A 20,006-nucleotide genomic window follows, 5' to 3' on the forward strand; every position below is an offset into this window, starting at 1 on the left:
TTAATGTTTCAAGACTAAAAATACTTTTCTTTCAGAATATCAAAAGCCCACCTTCCCCAATTCATATAATATGCTTGCACCGATTGCGTAGGCCAATATTTCCCAAATAATGGGTGGCAGTAGTTTCATGCGGGGATGCGAATAAGGTTCCTCATCCCAACCTCGGGTGATATGTCCCCATATTCTTTTAAGCATAAAAAAACTCCCGAATCTTCCGACCCGGGAGCCCGTTTTTGTTTTAAGGTTTTGTTTAGGTATGCGGTGCAATCACAATAGTCGCCACTTCGCTCCAGGGGCCGTCGCCGGTGGCGTTCACGGCGCGCACTTCTATCCATACCCGCACATTTTCCTGAGTGCCGACAAAAGTGATGCTCGATTTACGAGTGGTTTTGTCATACGTCAGCCAAGAAGAAGGAACGGCATCGCCAATGGCATAGCGAATCTGGAAACTCTGGATGTTATAGAGTTTAGAAATGCGATGCCAGTGAATATCAATTTCAAACTGATTATCACCTTGAGTAAGCCCAACATCCGCCACTCTTGGAGGCAGCGGGCTGGCATTGCCCTGTTCCTTGGTTTTTAGGTTGAGGCTTTCGATGATAGTTTTGTCGCCTCCGCTGGTGGTTTCAATATAATTTCCCAGGCGGGTAACAATCTCCACCAGTGCTTTTTCGCGGAGGTCTTGCACCTCCACTGCCGCTGTATAGGCCCCTTTTGTGTTCGCCACATCTAATAAAGCCTGATGGGCGGCATCCACCGCCGTTGTTACATCGGCCAAAGTAGGGTCGGGATTCGTGAATCGGACATCGCCCGTGAGTTTTTGAACCAATTCTTCGGTAAAGTCAACTTTTTTGTCTAGAGTTTTGTTCCAGAGGTCTAAAACGAGTTGTGTAGGTAGCATTTTGTTTGATTTTGAGGTTAAAAAATGGATTTATGATAGAGCCATGAAGGCGGGGTTTTCGACGGTTTTAACATAAAAACAAGGAAATTTTGAAGCGAGCGTCTCCTATTTTGAAAAACAGACATCCTTTTTTGAAATCAGACGTCAAACCTGAGACGGCAGACGTCAACCTGACGAGATAGACGTCCAACCTGACGGGTTAGACATCAAACCTGATGAGTTGGACATACAAACTGACGAGGAAGACGTCAAACTTGACAAGATAGACGTCAAATCTGACGAGTTAGACATACAACCTGATAGGTTAGACATCAAACCTGACAAGTTTGACATACAACCTGACGAGAAAGACATCTTGGTGGATGAAAAATACTTGCCCTCCCGATGCTGCAAAAGCAGACCGGTGATGGGAGGTTTCCTAAATATTAAAGTACATGGGGGGGGGTAAAAGCGCCCCTGTTACGCTGCCAGAGGGCATTGTAGCGATAGAAAGGAGATTTTTATTTGTTTGTTTCAAAAGCACGTGGCGGCTGTTTTGCTATGAATCCTAAACGAAATTAGCAACTGTATTCTAATTTCCAAATATTTATTTGCCCCACCCTAAGTTTCGGAGGCAGGCCCTAAGCGAGCAGCTACTTGGATTTCTTTTCTTGATATTCTTGTGCGTATTGTTCGAGCACGGAGTAGAATTCGGCACCGTATTTTCGGATGAGCGGCTCTTTTAAAAACTTAAACACCGGCACCTTTAATGCTTTGCCGTTTTTGCAGGCGGCCTTGCACACATTCCAACGCTCATAGTTTACCGCGTCATAATTTTTGTATTTTTTGATTCGTATGGGATACAGATGGCAAGAGATAGGCTTTTTGAAATCAATCACCCCGTCGCGAAAGGCCTTTTCGATGCCGCAGATGACCACGCCGTTTTTATCATAATTCAGCCAGGCACAGCCGGGGCTGTTGTCCATCAAAGGCGTGCACCACTCTTTATTTTCTTTGATGAAAACATATTTCCCCTGATTCTCGATGGCGCGAATGCCCTGCTCGGTGAGATAGGGTTTCACCTTTTCATAAATAGAGTCAAGAATTTCTAATTCGCTTTGGTCTAATGGCGCGCCGAAGTCGCCGGCCACACAACAAGCACCCTTGCAGGCGCTCAAGTCGCAGACGAACTGCTCTTCCACCACATCATCGCTGATTGTTTTATCATCAATGACAATCATAATAGTCTAAAGGGTTTTAAGATAAATCTCCTCGTTGCCTTTGCGCATATCCAGTTGGCTGCCGCTCAGATTGAGAATGCGATAGATGCGCACATCGTTGGTGGCGGCGTTGCGCAGTTGCAGGTCTTCTTCGCTGTTGATCAGTTCCCAACCTCCCGAATTAGCACTTGGAATAACCGCAGTGTCCACAAAGTGGGTGGTGTCGTATTGGATAAAATTGATGGAGCCGTCGGTGTTGTAAAAAGTATCGGGAACGACAAAGAAATTGGCCGAATAGGTGAACGATTCCCATGATTCTAAATAGCTCTGGTTGTTGTCCAGAGTCAGCCGATAATTTACCATCACCGTATCTTTCATTTTGGTTGAAAAATTCTGTCCGGCATATAGATACTTATCGAGTGTCCAAGTGCCGCTCAGCTTTTTGACAAAGGATTTTCGGTCGCAAGAGGATAGTAAAATGCCCAAGCCCAAGAAAATGATCAGCGTTTTTTTCACAGTATATTTTTTATTGAATGAATAGGCTTACTCTAATTTGCGCAAATACAATTCGGTGCTGTCGTTGCGCAACTGCACATGGGCAGAAGTGAGATTAAAAATGGTGTAAGCACGAAGGATGTCGTAGGGAATCTGTACGGTGTCCACGGTTTTATAGCCGGTGTAGGCGAGAATAATTTTGGTGTCATCATCAGAAAAAGAATAGGCTCCCGCCGTGCGAATGGTATCGGGATTCCCGGCATATTGTTCCGAAAAAGTTCCGGCTTTTGTAAATGAAATCATATAGCCGGCGAAATCGCTCTGGAACTGCGTTGTCCGGTCTGCATTCCGGTAGAGGTATTTGTAAAGCTCCCAGTTGCCATCCAGCGCTTTTTTATAAGTACCCTCTTTGTTGCAAGAAACGAAGGCCAGCGTTAGTAACAGGAGTGGAAATATTTTTTTCATCCGGTTTTGGTTTTCAGACGGTCGAAAATAGAAAAATTCTTAAACGGCATTGCTTATAATTTCACCAGACGATATTCTTTATTGCTGCCTTCTTTCAATGTCATCTTCTTAGCGGTGAGGCCGGACAATCCATAATTGCGAACAGTTTGGTCGGCGCTGTTTGTCAGCTTCAGATTATTTCCGTTGTTGTTTATTTCCCAAGGGCCAGTGACCGTGAGCGGAATGAAAACGGCCATCGCCGTTTCGGTAAAGGTGCCGTTGGTTTCAAACTTAAGCTGGTAATTGCTGAGCATGGTATTGAAATCATTCGTTTTGTCGGCTCCGTCTTCATAATATTTGTCCACCTTCCAGGTTCCGATAAGGGCGACACTTTCTGCTACTTTTTTGCAGGAGGACATGGTGAGCATAAGCCCAATGAAAATGATGGATATTGTTTTCATAATTATTTAGTTTCTTCAAATGTACCGGTTCCTTTATTCTTTCGAACATTGTTCCACATAAAGTATCTGCCATTCATCGCCACGTAAACGCCCTTTGGAAGTGACTGCACAAAAGCCATGGCACTACCGAGGTTAAACAGACCGTCAGAGCTGCCAAATTTAATAGGAATCATAGCACCGGTCAGTACAATGGTTTTGTCCAAAGCGACCTCACCCAATTTTCGGGCAGTCAATTCCATGGTATCGGTTCCGTGGGTTATCACAATCTTTTCTTCGTTGCATTGTTTGCAATGGCTCACGATTAACTCGCGGTCGGCATCGGTCATCTCCAGGCTGTCCACCATCATCAGGGTACGCACCTGCACATTCAGGTTGCTTCGCCCCATCTTCAACAGCTCGGGAAGATGCGTGTCTTTGAAATAAAGCTGCCCGTTTATCTCGTCGTATTCCTTATCGAAGGTGCCACCGGTAACCAGAATTTTAATAGCCATGCAATATGATATAGCGCAAAAGTAGAAAAGGAATCTATTTCGGGCGAGAACCGGAGTTTGATCTCTATAAAGCGATTATAACTCTCTGAAAAAACAGACGATTAATTTACCAGTCAAACCTTGTAAAAGTACCACGGCAGGTTGTGTTGGATTATTGGTATGCTACAAAATATATCCGCCAAACTGAATCTTAAAAGCATCGTCGTCGTATAACTTAGAAAAATGGATTGCTAGATGAAGCGGATTTTTACAATTCTCTTAGTGGTTTTATCAGGTGCTTCTTGGGCTAATGTTCAGGCAGGCTTTACCTGACAAAACAAGCGGATGTCCGCCACTGTTAGTTGATTTCGCCGATTCTTCTTCAGACAATACAACGGATTGGCTTTGGGATTTTGGCAACGGAAACACTTCGCTTTTACAGTCTCCCTCTGCTCTGTTTCTGGAACCCGGAGATTATCTGGTAAAGCTGACAGTTAAAAATGACTTGGGCGAAACCGATTCAACAACTAGAAATATCAGAGTTTTCAGGACACCAAAAGTAGATTTCTATGTAAATAAACCGATTGCCTGTACTTATGATACTATCTTTTTCTATCATGACATTACTCTGGGCGATGCTCCAATTACTGATTATGGATGGGGATATGGAAATGGTTTAGCGACTATTATACCCAATCCAAGCCTTAAATATCCAGTAGGTTCCTATGATATTACTTTAGTGGTTAAAGACTCTAATGGATGTTCTGCCAGCCTAATCAAACCAGGGTATGTAAACGTATTTAAACCACCAGTAGCAAAGTTTACAGCTTACCCTACCAAGACTTGCAATCCTTCATTAACAGTGAACTTTAGTAACAGTTCTACCGGAAATGGATTGAGCTATTATTGGGACTTTGACGGAGTCAATTCATCTACAGTTAAAAATCCCCCTGCATACACTTACCATCAGCAAAAATACAGTGCTAATCTGACCGTAACAGATTCCAACGGTTGCAGAAGTAAAAACAGTGTGGTAGTACAAGCGACATCCATGACAGCAAATTTTAAGCCCTCGAAGTATATTGTATGTACCGGAGAGAACATCACTTTTACTAATACTTCAAATTTTCTGGGAACAGAATGGTTCTGGGATTTTGGTGACAGTACTACTTCTACATCAAAAACCCCCTCCCACGCCTATGAAAACCCCGGCATCTATGATGTCAGCTTACGAATTGCGGATGGAGAATGTAAGGACAGCATTATGTATCTAGCGCTCCTTACCATTACCCCAGGTGCCAAAATAAACGGCATGGGAATTTCGGCAGATGTTAGCCAGTCATGCACACCGCCTTTAAAAGTAAACTTCACCAACAAAACGCCGATGGATGGAGTTATAGGTCTTCAATGGAATTTTGGAGATGGAAATACTTCCACTGAATTAGATCCCACACACACCTATACCAGTTCTGGCTCGTTTACGGTTACCTTAACTGTAATGGATAGTGGCGGATGTATTACAAAGATGAGTTTTCCTAATTATATCAGCACCTCTGGACCAGGAGTAAATTTTAACACTCCGACAGGTTGCTTTGGCACTCCTTATACTATTCGGAATTCTTCCGCCGGGGCAACTTCTTATTTATGGACGTTTTATGATGGGACGACTTCGACCACCACCAATCCCCAAATTACATTTCCCAATCCGGGATCATACAATGTAACGCTAAGAGGAAGAAGCTCTTTAGGTTGTGAGAAAAGCATCACAAAAACTATTAAGATAGATACGGTCAACGTAGATTTTAATGTGGATGCCACCTTCTCTCCTTGTCCACCTTTCGTGGCTACTTTTAAAAACACTTCAAAAACCAGCGGATTAACCTATTCATGGGAATTCGGAGACGGGGTTAAGGACAGCAAGCTAAACCCCACACATATTTATTACTACCCGGGTAAGTATTCCGTAAAACTAACCGGCACAAATAAAAATGGCTGTAAGGATGTAGCTAATTATCCTGACCTGATTGAAGTGCAGGGACCAACAGCCCAATTCAATGTATCACCAAAGCTAGGTTGTTTGCCGCTTCAAGTAAATATTTCAGCCGAGCCTTCATCCAACACTAAAAAATTCTGGTGTGATTTGGGTGACGGAAATGTAATAGAAGATTCGCTTAGCATCAATCATACCTATTCTGAAGCGAGAACCTTTTACCCAAAGTTTGTGCTGATAGATCATGTAGGCTGTTCTGTTTCTTATCCATTAGATTCTATCAAAACATACGCCTCGCCAACTTTGGAGGTCAAAGATACTTCTGTATGTCGCGGTGATTATCCGACCATCAGTCTGAAATCAGATGGTACCCGATTTAAATGGACTCCTTCTCAATTTCTGGACTGTGATACTTGCAAGAATGTGCTTGTTTCTTCTAATGACACTATTTCTTATCAAATCGTAGCAACTAACAAGGGAGGATGCGAAACAAAGGCTTCGATTAAAGTAAATGTAGAGCCAATACCAAATTTAGTGAGTACAGGCCCCATAAGCCTTTGTGCAAACGATGAATATCAATTGTTTGTCGGCAATGCCCCGAGAATAGTTTGGTCTCCAGCCATATATTTAGATGATTCTTCTTCATTGAACCCTCTCTGCAAACCGCAACAATCTGTTGATTATACAGTTACCGGTTATAATCTTCTCGGTTGCTCGGCCACAGCCATAGTTCCTATAACCGTCAAAAGCAAAGTGGATATTTCACTACCACAAGACTTCGCCGTTTGTCCTTTCGATACCACTCAGATTGAAACCATGATGAACTTTGGTTCGGTGCTCGGAGTTCATTACCAATGGAGCCCACCCTATTACGTGGATGATGCACAGACAGCTAATCCTTTCGCTGTGATGAAAAACCGTCCAATCACTTTTCAGTTAATTGCGTCAGGAGGTGAATGTGAAGCAGATACCGAAATCGTTACAATCAATATACGTGCCTTACCGGTGTTAGAGGTATCAAATGATATCACCACCACTCCAAATTCTGAAATACAATTATTGGCTACCTCCAGTAAAAAAGTAAGCTATCAATGGCAGGCACCCGAAGAACTCAGTTGCACCGACTGTCGCCGACCGGTCATTCGCCCTACCCTTTCACAAACGGTACAAATCGAAGTAACTGATGAATATGGTTGCAAAACTCAAGATTCCATCCGTATCCGCATCACCGGATGTGATGAAAATACGGTCTTTGTGCCCAACACATTTACCCCCAATGGCGATGGACGAAATGATGTCTTCCGCATCCGTTCACTATCACTAACTAGCCTTGACTACTTCCGCATCTTTGATAAATGGGGCGGGGTAGTGTTTGAAACTACAGAGTTGGATAAAGGCTGGGATGGCTTAGCTCCTAACAAACAATTTGAGTCCACCGGTGTCTATGTCTATATGTTCCAAGGCAAATGTGAAAATGGTAATACGATTTCTAAAAGCGGAAATGTAACCGCTGTCCGATAAAAATTTATCTCTTAATAATACAACTATGAATAATAATTTAAACAATCTAAACAAACCACTGAGCATCTCTGATCGCATCCGGACCATTCGAGAATTTCGTGGATTTAAGCAGATCTCTGTAGCGAACGACATGCAGATTTCTCAACAAGCTTACAGCTTTCTCGAACGAAAAGCAGGCAATGTAAAAATGGATACGTTGAAGAAGTTTTGTAACGTCATGAAGGTGGATTTACCCTTCCTTTTGGCTACCGACATTCCGGTGACCAAGGAAAATATGGAAACCTTCGACCGCCTGAACTATTCTAGCGTTTTCAATGATTTCAAATTATTGAAAGCCAAAGCCGAAGCTTACGAAAGCCTCCTACAAAAGAAAAATGCGATAGATAATCTCACTATGTGATAATGTGCCCTCAACTCAAAGCTGTTAAAGCACAAATAGGCTTCCTTCGTAAGACACACATAAGTACAGAACGAACAGCTGTTAGGTTGGTAGAAAATACTACATCTCCTCAGTCAGTTTCTATTTCTATTCCAACACAATCTTACCTGTGACAATCATCTCTCCGTGGCGGATGACCTTATAAAGATAAATACCCAAAGGTAAATTCTCGGCGGTGATTTTAGTTTTCTTTAAAACCAGAGGAATATCTTTCATCACGACCTGACCTTGCACATTATATAGGGAAAAATTCATCCCATCTAGCAAATCATTTGCCATCATTTCTATGATTGCTTCCTTACGCATAGGATTCGGGAAAACAGAAATAGCCAATTGATTTTGCATTTCATTACTCAAAAAAGTAGGGAACCCATATTCATAAGCCCCAATGTCAATAGCTGCGCCGGAAATATTACGTTGTAATAAAGGCAGGGTATCGCTTTGAAACATAAAAGCAGGAGCCAAGTTATATCCGGTGCTGGTCTGGCCAGGGTTTGCTCCATGATCTATAGCAGTCGTGGCAGATGCCAGTAAATTAAAATCACCATCAGTCGAATTGGCAAAATTAAAAGAAACGAAATTCGGGATGAAGAGGTTGTTTGACGTATCCAGCACCGCAGGTATGTTCCCTGAAAACAAGGTGTTCGATGCACCAGTGGTGGAAGCAAAAATGTTATTGTAAAATTTGAAGGCCGTAATGTCGGAAACCGGAGAAACATTTACAAATCGAACATTTCCTGCAAATTTATTAATGACCGTATTATTGATAAAATATAGTTCCTCCAACGGATTAGTAACTGCATCCCATCCGATAATACCATGATTGGCGCCGGAAGGTCCTTGAATAATCACATTGCCAATCACGACCAACATTCCACCTTGTGCTATGTTCAATTCCCAACTACCGTTACCAGATGCTTCATCAATTAGATTGTATAAGATATAGCTTCTCTGCGCCCGTGTCTTTAGAGAGTTAGCTTGTCCCCTCGGGTCATGAAAATGACAATTCATTACCACGAAACTGTCGGTGTTGGCACTGATATAAATATGATGCTCGTAGCCTATGTATGATGAGTTGCTGCCGTTATAGCCATTGTTGCTGAACTCAGAGTTCTCAATAATCACCTGACTGCCGTTATAATTTCCGCCTTCCAAAATTCCATTCTGGCAATTCACAAAGCAGCAATTTCTGATATGGAGATTAACTGATTGATACCGGATACCGGCGCCGTTACCTCCATTGCCATCTGAAACCTGTGCTCCGTCGAAGGTGATGTTTTCGATATAGGCATTGTCAGATACCCCTGGCTGTTCAAATACCCAGATTCCTTTGCCGTTAGAAATGTCACCGGTATATTTCATCACCGTCGGGTTCTGACTCGTGCCCATTCCGATGAATTTTAAATTCTTCTTTTCCCACTTTACCGCGTCATTAACATAGGTCCCTCCGTCTAAATAAATCGTATCACCGTCATTCACAAGATTTTTTACTGTGCTCGGCAAAGGATAAGTGCGACTTGCTCCCACAAGCCAAGTGGCAGCATGGAGACCTGGACATAAAAAGACTAAAGCAAAAAAGATGGTGATTCCCTGATGTGTTTTGTTTTGCAACATACAGAGCTAAGATGGAAATTTTAGCAAGAGGAATCTATCAGCAACTAAAATTGCCTGACTCCCCTTCCTCCGGTTCTGTTGATGCGGGTTGAATTTTCTCCACCGGCAGAAGTAACAAAACTTCGGTTTGAAGTCTGACAATAGGAAGAAATATTATTCCAATTACCACCTCGGACTACCGAGCGAACCACCCCATTTTGCCCACCCCAGTTTGTCGCATCAGCGAATCCGATAGCACCGAGTTCGCCGTCTCCCAGTACACCGGTAAATGCGGGGGCAACTCCGTAGCCGGAGCCGCTATTAAAGCCGATATGATATGCTTGTTCCCAAACGTTACCCGACAAATCAAGAATGCCATAATAAGAAGCGCCTGCTCCAGCGCGATCGGTACTTCCGGTGGCGGCAAAACCTACTCGAAGCGGCCCTAAAGTGTTGCCTGCATCATAAGCACAAAGGCCATTGCCGGAGGCCGTTGAAACTTCTGTCTCTTGCCCGGCGTTGGATAAGGCATCAGATTTTGCCTGCAATATCGTTGTGGTGTTCCATACATGAGCCGCTACTACGGGTGTCCCTTGCGAAGAAGGTCCGCGCGCAGCTTTTTCAAATTCCAACTCCGTCATAGGTCGTAAGGCTACCCAATCTAAGTAGGCAATCAAATCATACCAATTCAAGTAATTGCAGGCGATATTCCCTCCGTCGTCGGCTTCATCAAAAGTGCCATTATTGTTCAGGTCTGCTCCATACACTGCCGGGCTGAGGGGTGAACCGGTCGCGGAAGTTTTGATTCTGATTCCGTTTCGGCTAGGTGTGGCGGCAGGAGCCAATGCCAAAGTGCCGACAGAAGAGGTAACCGATGAGGCGGTACGGTTGATTTGCTGAGCTGCTGGTAATAGATTGAGAAACTGGATGTATTGATTTTGACTCACTTCATATTTCATGCAATAAAAGGCTGCATAGCCTTTTGGAAAATCTGCGGAGATAGCAAGGTGTTGGGTAGGAGCAGTATTGTTGTATCCGGCAAGAGTGTTGGCCGAAAGTCCACCCTCACTGGTTATTTCTTTCGGGCTAGATGTGCCGTTAGTCCCCATGGAGTTTTGTGATAGTGGAGGAGTTGCTGTACTTCCATCGCCTACATAAAATGCACCTTCAGGCACATTCACCATTTCAATACCCACTAGTTCAAAGTTTACATTGGCAATATTGCTAAAGGCAGTTCCAAACGCCAAACTGACAGAACTGGTAGAAATATTGCCCGTACCCACAGCACTTTGACGAATAAAAACTCCCATCCCATCTGTAACGGCATCTACCTGTAATACTCCTCCAGAAACACTGTGGTTTCCACTGGTGGTACTAAGTATCCGTTGGTTCCAAGTCTTTTCCTCCGTATTGCAATCCTGATACTTCACAACCACCCAAACGGCATCCCAATTGGAAGGGGCGGAGGACATATTCCAACTATTATCCCAACTGATATCAAAACTTATAGTTGATGTAGTGGCAGAGATATTTGTCAATTGCAGATTATTGGCAAAAGCAGAACCACAAAAAGCAATCACTGCAAAAAGCGTTGTCCCAAAGCGCTTCCAAAGGTTGCAGCTCGTATTCACCTTGTCTCGTTTTACTGAGTAATTCATTTTACAAATAATTTTTTACTCTCGTGAAAATCACCCGCAATGAACTCCAGAATATACATAGCAGCGGCCAGCCCCGGATTCTTCACCAATATCATGTTATTCCCTTTGGTGGCATTCGCATCTTGGCTGATTACCTTTCTGCCTGCCACGTCGAATACAGAGAGGCTAAGACGTTCATTTACATTTGTCTGAAACGATACGTTGAAATTTTGATTTTCTCCAACGAAAGCGTTGAAAGATTGTGAATAGGATGAGTTGAACGAAACGGCCACTATCTGAGAATGGGTGGTAGTTCCATCAAAATCTGTCTGGCGAAGTCGGTAGTAGGATACTCCACTTAGTGGTTGTTTATCCGTTTCTCTATACGTAAGTACTGCTGTACTGTTTCCCGCTCCATCTACCATAAACAGGTCGGAGAAATTAACTCCATCACGACTGCGCTCTACCGTAAAATAATCGTTATTGATTTCTATGGCGGTCATCCATTTCAACCGGACTACCTCTCCTTCTGCCCAGGCGGTAAACTCAAGCAGTTCCACCGGTAGCGCCGAACCAGGACCGCTAAGTGTCCAGTCTGAGAAGGCATTTATTCCGGTTTGTTGCACCCAGTTAGCATTTGCATCTCGAGTGAGCAGCGAAGGAAAGAACTGTCCGGTCCATGTCGCTCGCTGATCTTCAGACCGCCAAGGAGTCAAGACCGGTTCGCTGTTGGAGGCAAGTTCAGCGTCGAAATAGTGCATTTTCATGGTGACATCCAGATTGGCGTTTACCACTGGAATAATTTCAAAATATCGCTCTATGGCGGGGCTGCCGGGTTCTACCAGATAAGAATGGTGACCACGGTTGACTTCGCTAAGTCCCGGTGCCGCTGTGGCGCCGGTTGTCAAGTCAATTCCAAGTCCATGAATATTATTATAGGCGGTGGAGAGTTGAGATATATCAATTAAACTTCTTACCTGACCTGAATCGCCAGTGATACGGCTGGTTTCCGTTTCTCCGGCGAGCATACCGGTAGTGCCCAAATCAATATAATGACCATTCAGATTCACCATGCCTTGTGTAATCTTAAACTCATCGCTCACATCAATATCCTGATTTAATATTAATGCGGTGGAAAGACTGCGATTAGCGACCTCCACATAGGAAAATTCAGTTGGGATCGTCCCCTGTATTGATTGCAGCGTAGGGCCTCCGAATTTGACCGTGCCAATACCAAGCGAAGTTATCCCGTTGTTGGTGAAATCTCCATGAAGTTCCAGATTGAATCCAAAAAAAGTGGTGACCGAGGCATCAGGTTCAATAGTTAGATTATGTGCAAAAGCAGGCGGCGTATTATAAATATTGGGTTGGTGATTGCCGAGCTGCACTTCGGGGATGGTCACATCAATGGTAGTGTCCGGTATAATACCGCATCCCCAGTTGGAATTGGTATTCCAGTCGGGGCTGGTCACGCCTATCCAATAGCCTTCTCCTGCTACCGTCCAGGAAGCCATACTTGAATCAGCGGCCAGGCATCCTTGGCCGGTAGCCGAACGCCATGAACGGATTTTTACAATTTCAATCCCCTGTAAAGAGTTTGTAAGAATGGGATCACTTACTGTGTATGAATTCCAAAGAGTACCAGCATTGGTACTGTATTCATATATATCTTGAATCGTGCCAACGCCTCCTGTTCCGGCATTGAAAGAGGCCGCTACATCCGTACCCGGACAAACATAATCCACGTTGGGATCCTTAATAATAGTTGGTGATGAGGGCTGGGCACCTACTACCAATGTTGAATTTGGCGAATAGCCGGAGATACACCCCGGATAGCTCACTAAAACCCTATATACATAACCATTAAATGAATTTGTTACGGGATCAATCCATAAGGTATCTTCGGTTGCACCGGTATAAGGAGCGCCATTTGAAATAGAATTAAATACGGTTCCGCCATTGATAGATAGCTCCCATTGGTAAATAAGCGATGTATCTCCCCCTGCTAAACCAATAAGGGCCTGGCTGTTCTCGCAGACAGGATTGGAGGCCGGAGGAGGAACATTAAAACCAAGTGAAGCAGCCAACAGGGCACCGGCAGAGCCATCGGCATCGCCCCCGCTAAATATGGAAAACAGTTCTGGATAACATACCGACTGTATAAAGGCATCATTGCTAAACCCATCGGCAATTCCTCCATTAAAAGGAGTAATCAGTATAGGAAAGCAAACCGAAACAACCTGTGTATTATATGCAAACCCATCAGCAATACCACCGCTAAACGGATTGATAATGACCGAATAGCACGTGGAATTAATTAAAGCATATTCTGCAAAGCCATCCGCCACACCGCCACTAAACGGATTAATAATGACTGAAGAACAAGTTGAGTTCATTTGATTGTCCTGTGCAAACCCATCGGCAACACCACCGCTAAAGGGAAGTAATAATGAAGGAGTGCAAACCGAAACAATTAATTGTCCTTCGGCAAAACCATCTGCCACTCCACCACTGAAAGCCGTAAACAAAGTGGGAGCGCAAACCGAGTTGATTAAAGTATCATAAAAATGAGTATTGCCGTCCCCTCCGGCATAAGGATTGGCCGTGATAGCAACGCAAGTGGAATTAGTTAGTCTGACACCCGACTGCCCATCCGATGATCCTCCAACAAACGGAGCCTGACCATACATGGAAGTGACACTAAACCAAGTTATGATGCAGCTAAGTATTAAAGATATGGGTAGTTTTCCATACATCGGCGTAGATCTTTACTGTGTGACAGTGGATCTTAAAATTGTCTAACCCCTCTACCGCCAACATAATACCAACGGTTATTAGTTTGAGGCCCATTCCATTCCATACGCGGGTGCAAATAATAGCGCATTGAAACTCTTAGTTGGCTCCAGTCGTTTGCAAAGTCTCCCCCACGGAGAATGGATTCACGATAATCAACGAGCGGAGATCCCCAACTGGCTTGGTCGGCTTCGCCATTTGAGTTGAGCGTACCATCGCCTAAAGTTCCTTGGAAACCAGCAGTCATAGTCATCGGCCCAAGCCCTGGGTTACCCTCGTTGTGAATACGACCGATGTGATAACACTGCTCTGCAACATTACCGCTCATATCCAGAATGCCATAATACGTAGCGCCTGCTTGGGCACGACTGGTACCCGATTTAGCGGCAAACCCTACACGAAAAGGCCCTGAAACGTTATTATCTATGCTGTACGGACAGAGCCCATCGCCAGCCTGTCCTGATATTTCATCAGGACGACCGGGGTTTGAAATCCTCCACCCATCATCCCACTGATTGGTTGCTTGCGAGAGATTAATGTTTCCCCATGCATAAATCTGATCAGGGAAAGGCCCGGCAGAGGCAGGTCCACGACAAGATTTCTCGAATTCGAGCTCCGTCATCGGACGCAAGCCTGACCAATCAAGGTATGCCAGCAAATCGGTCCAGCTTAAAAAGTTGCACGCGATATTTCCGCCATCATCCACTTCATCAAAGGTGCTGTTGTTATTTCTGTTCATGCCATAAACTGCAGGGTTTAGAGGAGGCCCTCCGGCTGCTGGAGTTTTAATTTGTATATAATTACGATAAGTATAAGGAATACTAGCGGTAGTCATTGCTTCCGATTTTGTTGCTGATCCAGGAGCCACTGCAGTACGCACCGCTTGGTGAGCGGCTGGCAGAAGATTCAGAAAATGCACATATTGTGCTTGAGTAATTTCATACTTCATACAATAAAATGCAGCATAGCCTTTGGGAAACTCGGCGGGAATTGCAGGATGTTTATTTGCCCAATCCCAGTTATATGCTGTAGTACTTGCCAGTCCGTCAGCGGCAATAGATCCTTCACTGGTTATAGTGTTTGGCACGTTGGTACCATTTGTTCCAAAAGAACTGTTACTTACTCCATCTCCAGCAATAAAACTTCCCTGTGGCACATAGACCATCTCAATACCTACCACGTCAAAGTTAACCTGCGAAATATCGGCAAAGGCGGTTCCAAATGTCAGTGTTACAGAAGCAGTAGGATTGTTTCCCCCGCCAAAACCGGAGCGATAAATGAAAACCCCTTTCCCATCCGTCACAGCATCTACCTGCAAAAGACCACCGGTTACGCTATGGCTACCACTAGAGGTGCTCAAATCAAGATGATCCCATGATTTGTTTGCCGAGCCGCAATCCTGATACTTAACAAATACCCAGGCCGCATCTCTGCTCAGGTTATTAATATTCCAACTGTTATCCCAAGACAATTGGAAAGTAACGGTGGAAACAGTCGCACTGACGCTGTCAATCTGAAGATTATTCGCCAGAAGAGTGATTGGTGCCAGCACCAAAAAGAAAATCCAGGAGTATAAATGTTTCATAAGGATGCTTTAAATTTTTGTTTAAAATTATAAAATAATGTGGAAATTATAAAAAAGCAAGTGCGTTTGACAAATTTATTTGACTTTTAACATTTTGCAGTTATGCCTGCGATTCCCTGCATCGCAATTATCATGCCATAAAGTATAATAAGGTATTATAAGCCCCTTAAATAGGAGTGAAACCCATAGGTTATTAAGGGCTAAAGTTTCCAATCTGGCTTTTCCAAAAGTGTCTTTAAATCTGGTCATTCATTGTTTAGTTCTCTATACAGAGTAGGGCCTTTGAAGCCATCTATTGGGTTTATTGAAGGGTGTCTGAAATACCACTTGCTATGGAAAAGTTTTTTGAGGCTATATAGATTAATCATCTCTATTATGAGCAATACAATCAGCGCAACTAACACTATCCCATCTTAATCCTCTAAGATTTTATACCCAAACTTTTTAAACAACTACCATAAAACACCCGTTCTTTGCCGTTTAATTACCTACTGAAAGTATTCAGTAGCTTTCAAGTAGTATTTTGGTTCGGTCGTTTGATATTTGATTGCGAATCCTTCGTGTCTATCCATTATTGGATAGTTGAAAATTCAAAGACCTTTTTATTGCTTAAGGAAAATAGTTGCTTGATTGGTTTAAGCAAAACCTACATGACCGACTTGAATCGCCTTTTCCCTACTTTGTATATGCCTTCCCAGAGTAGTTAATTCGGCAATAATTGTTGTCTATATATATGTGTTACAAAAGGAACAGCAATAAGTATGTATTAGATTTCCCCGCTTCGCGCCCTTTCCATGCCAAACTGTCATTCTCTCCATCCATTTTTGACCAATTTTTTGCTATTCGGTACCCATCTCCAGCTATTCGGTCCCTGTTAGCGAGAGACAGGTGCCTGTTAGCAGCTACTCGGTCCCTGTTAGTCAAAGACAGGTGCCCGTTCGTAGCTACTCGGTCCCTGTTAGCTAAAGACAAGGACCAGTTAGCAGCTATTCGGTCCCTGTTAGCCAAAGATAGGGACCAGTTAGCCCAAAATAGGCTGCGACATTAAATGTTCAAGGACTTATTTTCTGCGCGATCATCATGGCTAAAGCCATTTAGCAAGAGTCGGACTCTCAACACACTGAAACGCGGTGTTATAAACCGCCATTCATAGCGGAACTGTTGGTACCAAGAGTTTTGGATAAACGTTTTACTGAATCTATACTTTCGAGGAATTAAAATTCCTACTATCCCTTTGTGGTTGAAATAAGGCAAAGTCAATAATTTCCTAAGGAGCTGTTTGGGTTTGAACAACCGAATTTCTTATGAATCTGATATGTCGCACGGAGGCACGGAGAACATAGAGGTATTTTCTCCGTGATGCTCCGTGCCTCTGTGCGATACACATTTTTTTACAGAGAAATCCAAACAGCCTCTAATAGTTTGATCTATATACAAGCTAATAACTTGCCTTCATGGATGAACTGAGGACAATCAACTTAATGAATAGACAAACCTGCAAAACTAAATCCCCATCTCAAAACTATGATGAAGTTCGTAAACCTTGCGCGCTTTATCGAAGAGAGCCGCTGCTTCATTAAAATCCAGTGTTTGTTGTCCGTCAGAAAAAGCTTTCTCCGGACATTCATGGATTTCCACAATTAAACCATCAGCACCGGCCATCACCCCGGCAAGGGAAACAGCTTCCACATGTTCGCGCATGCCTATTCCGTGAGAAGGATCAACCATCACCGGCAAATGCGTTTTCTCCTTTAATAATGGAATGGCATTCAAGTCCAGCGTATTGCGGTATGCTTTTTCATAAGTACGAATGCCGCGCTCGCAGAGAATTATTTTCTCATTGCCGTTAGAGAAAATATATTCGGCAGAAGAAAGCAGCTCTTCTATAGTTCCCGATATTCCCCTTTTCAGCAAAACCGGCTTACCTGCTTCGCCGAGCGCATCCAACAGATTAAAATTCTGAGAATTGCGCGCGCCTACCTGAAAAATATCTACATAGTCCATCATGTCTGGTATTTGGGAAAGTTCCATGACTTCGGTGATGATTTTAATTCCCTTTGCTTTACATACGCTATAGAAAAATTTCAGGCCCTCAATGCCCAATCCCCGGAAAGCATAAGGTGAACTTCTCGGCTTAAACACACCGCCCCGCATAATTTTTACTCCTTGCTCAGCGAGAAAACTCGCCGTTTTCTCTACCTGCTCCTCGTTCTCTATCGAACAAGGTCCGGCCATCAATGAGAAATTCCCGCGACTGATAACTACCCCATCACCCAGGTCAATCTTTGTGTCTTCCACTTTCCATTGACGCGACACCAATTGAACCTGATCTTTCACTATGTGTACGTCGGCCACACCGGCCAAATGACCTATTAACCGGATGTCAAATGTCTTGCTTTCCGGACAGACCAGATACGTTTTGTGGTTCGTTTCTATTTCCCTGCTGCTGAATTGCAGAGAAGAGAGCAAGTCGTTCACTTCTTTTTTCTGCTGCGCGGTGATATCAGCCGTTAACTGTATGATCATGTCGAATGGATTGTATGAATTGAGGAATACTATTCTCTAAATTGGGATATTGTTCGATATGCTTGATAAATGCCGTACCGATGATGCCACCTTGTGCATAGCGGCAGGCAAATTGAAACTGCTCGCGGTTGCCTATACCAAAGCCAATCATGACAGGCTTCTTCAAGCGAAGTGATTTCAATCGCTCGAAATAGTCCTGCTGTTTCTTTTTATCTGCGGAAACAGAACCAGTAGTTGAGGAAGAAGACACCGCATAAATAAATCCTCCACTTGATTTTTCAATTTCATGGATTCGTGCTTCGCCAGTACGTGGAGTAATCAAGAGTGCCTGATGAAGATTGTATTTTTTGAAAAGAGCAGCATACTGATCTTGATAAATATCCAAAGGCATATCGGGAATAATCAATCCATCCACACCGACCGCGGAAGCGTCGCTACAAAACTTGTCTATGCCATATTGAACCACCGGATTCATATAGCCCATCAAAAGTACGGGTAGATGAATCTGCTTTCTGAAATCCTTTAGTTGCAATAAAAGTTTTTTGATGCTCATTCCATTGCTAAGTGCCACCGTACTGCTATGCTGAATCACCGGACCATCCGCCAAGGGGTCAGAAAAGGGCATGCCGATTTCCACCATGTCGCATCCTGCATTCTGCAAGGATTGAAGAATAGGTATTGTATCCTCCAGATTCGGATAACCGGCGGTAAAATAAACGGAAAGAATTCCTTCCTTCTTCTTCTCAAATAGGGTATCAATTCGGTTAGACATAAGTGTCAAGATGTTTCATGTACGTATCTAAATCCTTATCTCCTCTGCCTGAAAGGCAAATCACTACCACTTCTTCTTTACCAAATTTTTTCTTTTCTAAAACGGCCAGTGCATGAGCTGTTTCTAGCGCACAAATAATTCCCTCCTGCTTAGCAAGGAAGAAACCCGCCTTCAAAGCTTCTTCATCGGTGACATATTCAAACGCGGCGCGCTTTGAGGTAAATAAATGAGCCAGTAAAGGGCCAATACCCGGATAATCTAAGCCGGCAGAGAGAGAGTAAGGTTCTGCAATCTGTCCGTCTTCCGTTTGCATCAGCAAAGTTTTACTTCCATGAATAATGCCCTTCCGTCCCGAATAAGTAGTTGCGGCGGTGTGGCCACTATCCACCCCCATTCCTGCGGCTTCCACAGCTATTAGTTTTACTTTTTCCTCATTCAGAAAATGATAAAAAGCACCGGTGGCATTACTGCCACCCCCCACGCAGGCCATTATATAATCTGGATTTTCATTGCCGGTGGCTTCCTTCAATTGCCATTTCATTTCTTCACTAATCACAGATTGAAACTTGGCTACCATCTCCGGATAAGGATGTGGCCCCACCACTGACCCAATAATATAATGAGTGTCCTCAGGATGATTAATCCAATCACGAATGGCTTCGTTGGTCGCATCTTTCAAAGTTCTGCTGCCCGATAAAGCGGGAACTACTTTGGCCCCCAACATTTTCATGCGTGCCACATTAGGCGCCTGGCGTTCCATATCCTTTGCTCCCATGTACACAATGCACTCCATTCCCTTCAGAGCACAGACCGTTGCCGTCGCTACCCCATGTTGACCGGCTCCGGTTTCGGCAATGATTCTTTTTTTACCCAATCGTTGGGCCAAAAGAATCTGGCCAATTGTATTATTGATTTTATGAGCGCCAGTATGGTTCAGGTCCTCGCGTTTCAGGTAAATATGACTTCCGTAATGTTCTGAAAGGCGTGTAGCATAATAAAGAGGCGAAGGTCTTCCGACATAGTCTTTCAGCAGTTGATGATATTCCTTTTGAAAACTTTCCTCCGCTACAATTTCTTTATAGCGAAGCCGCAGCTCTTCTACATTAGCATAAAGCAATTCGGGAATGTAGGCGCCACCAAATTCTCCATAATATCCTTTATCGTTTGCTTTGAAATCCAT

17 protein-coding genes are annotated in these 20,006 nt (G+C 43.7%); 3 read left to right on the plus strand and 14 right to left on the minus strand.

The window, feature by feature from the left end:
• Positions 1–39 precede the first annotated feature (39 nt).
• On the minus strand, positions 40–195 hold the full coding sequence (locus IPP77_09045) for a hypothetical protein (GenBank protein MBL0309799.1): 156 nt from the start codon (positions 193–195) through the stop codon (positions 40–42).
• A gap of 55 nt (positions 196–250) precedes the next feature.
• Positions 251–901 (minus strand): fibronectin type III domain-containing protein, encoded by a 651-nt coding sequence (locus tag IPP77_09050; protein ID MBL0309800.1) that lies wholly within the window; start codon positions 899–901, stop codon positions 251–253.
• A gap of 220 nt (positions 902–1,121) precedes the next feature.
• On the opposite strand from IPP77_09050, the gene IPP77_09055 reads away from it, so the two are divergent.
• Complete coding sequence (locus IPP77_09055; protein ID MBL0309801.1) at positions 1,122–1,349, plus strand: hypothetical protein; 228 nt, start codon at positions 1,122–1,124, stop codon at positions 1,347–1,349.
• 184 nt (positions 1,350–1,533) lie between these two features.
• Here the strand turns inward: IPP77_09055 and IPP77_09060 are convergent, their stop codons facing one another.
• From IPP77_09060 to IPP77_09080, 5 genes are read right to left on the minus strand one after another with little or no spacing between them, the layout of a single operon-like run.
• Complete coding sequence (locus IPP77_09060; GenBank protein MBL0309802.1) at positions 1,534–2,121, minus strand: DUF3109 family protein; 588 nt, start codon at positions 2,119–2,121, stop codon at positions 1,534–1,536.
• 6 nt (positions 2,122–2,127) lie between these two features.
• Complete coding sequence (locus IPP77_09065; protein MBL0309803.1) at positions 2,128–2,616, minus strand: hypothetical protein; 489 nt, start codon at positions 2,614–2,616, stop codon at positions 2,128–2,130.
• Between the two features lie 27 nt (positions 2,617–2,643).
• Positions 2,644–3,060 (minus strand): hypothetical protein, encoded by a 417-nt coding sequence (locus IPP77_09070; protein ID MBL0309804.1) that lies wholly within the window; start codon positions 3,058–3,060, stop codon positions 2,644–2,646.
• Between the two features lie 53 nt (positions 3,061–3,113).
• The gene (locus IPP77_09075; protein MBL0309805.1) at positions 3,114–3,500 is read right to left on the minus strand and encodes a lipocalin family protein; all 387 of its coding nucleotides are present in this window, start codon (positions 3,498–3,500) and stop codon (positions 3,114–3,116) included.
• A gap of 2 nt (positions 3,501–3,502) precedes the next feature.
• Positions 3,503–3,991, minus strand: a complete 489-nt coding sequence (locus tag IPP77_09080; GenBank protein MBL0309806.1) for an asparaginase — start codon at positions 3,989–3,991, stop codon at positions 3,503–3,505.
• A 289-nt stretch (positions 3,992–4,280) separates the two neighbouring features.
• On the opposite strand from IPP77_09080, the gene IPP77_09085 reads away from it, so the two are divergent.
• Both IPP77_09085 and IPP77_09090 read left to right on the plus strand, forming a co-directional pair.
• The gene (locus IPP77_09085; GenBank protein MBL0309807.1) at positions 4,281–7,481 is read left to right on the plus strand and encodes a PKD domain-containing protein; all 3,201 of its coding nucleotides are present in this window, start codon (positions 4,281–4,283) and stop codon (positions 7,479–7,481) included.
• A 25-nt stretch (positions 7,482–7,506) separates the two neighbouring features.
• Positions 7,507–7,881 carry a helix-turn-helix transcriptional regulator gene (locus IPP77_09090; GenBank protein MBL0309808.1) on the plus strand — a complete coding sequence of 125 codons (375 nt, stop codon included), beginning with the start codon at positions 7,507–7,509 and terminating at the stop codon, positions 7,879–7,881.
• 126 nt (positions 7,882–8,007) lie between these two features.
• Here IPP77_09090 and IPP77_09095 read toward each other — a convergent pair whose 3' ends face one another.
• The 7 genes from IPP77_09095 to trpB form a co-directional block, all read right to left on the minus strand.
• Positions 8,008–9,399 carry a T9SS type A sorting domain-containing protein gene (locus IPP77_09095; protein MBL0309809.1) on the minus strand — a complete coding sequence of 464 codons (1,392 nt, stop codon included), beginning with the start codon at positions 9,397–9,399 and terminating at the stop codon, positions 8,008–8,010.
• A 179-nt stretch (positions 9,400–9,578) separates the two neighbouring features.
• Positions 9,579–11,171 carry an SUMF1/EgtB/PvdO family nonheme iron enzyme gene (locus IPP77_09100; protein ID MBL0309810.1) on the minus strand — a complete coding sequence of 531 codons (1,593 nt, stop codon included), beginning with the start codon at positions 11,169–11,171 and terminating at the stop codon, positions 9,579–9,581.
• Positions 11,168–13,906, minus strand: a complete 2,739-nt coding sequence (locus IPP77_09105; GenBank protein MBL0309811.1) for a T9SS type A sorting domain-containing protein — start codon at positions 13,904–13,906, stop codon at positions 11,168–11,170. The genes IPP77_09100 and IPP77_09105 overlap by 4 nt, the downstream gene beginning before the upstream one ends.
• Before the next feature lie 32 nt (positions 13,907–13,938).
• Complete coding sequence (locus IPP77_09110; GenBank protein MBL0309812.1) at positions 13,939–15,528, minus strand: hypothetical protein; 1,590 nt, start codon at positions 15,526–15,528, stop codon at positions 13,939–13,941.
• A gap of 1,503 nt (positions 15,529–17,031) precedes the next feature.
• Entirely contained in the window at positions 17,032–18,054 is a 1,023-nt protein-coding gene (aroF, locus tag IPP77_09115; GenBank protein MBL0309813.1) for a 3-deoxy-7-phosphoheptulonate synthase, read from the minus strand.
• Positions 18,032–18,826 (minus strand): tryptophan synthase subunit alpha, encoded by a 795-nt coding sequence (locus IPP77_09120; protein ID MBL0309814.1) that lies wholly within the window; start codon positions 18,824–18,826, stop codon positions 18,032–18,034. Before IPP77_09120 ends, aroF begins: the two co-directional genes overlap by 23 nt.
• A complete protein-coding gene (gene trpB, locus IPP77_09125) occupies positions 18,819–20,006 on the minus strand; it encodes a tryptophan synthase subunit beta (GenBank protein ID MBL0309815.1) in 1,188 nt (395 codons plus the stop codon). Before trpB ends, IPP77_09120 begins: the two co-directional genes overlap by 8 nt.

This window comes from Bacteroidota bacterium (assembly GCA_016722375.1).
Taxonomy (GTDB): Bacteria; Bacteroidota; Bacteroidia; order Chitinophagales; family LD1; genus Bog-950.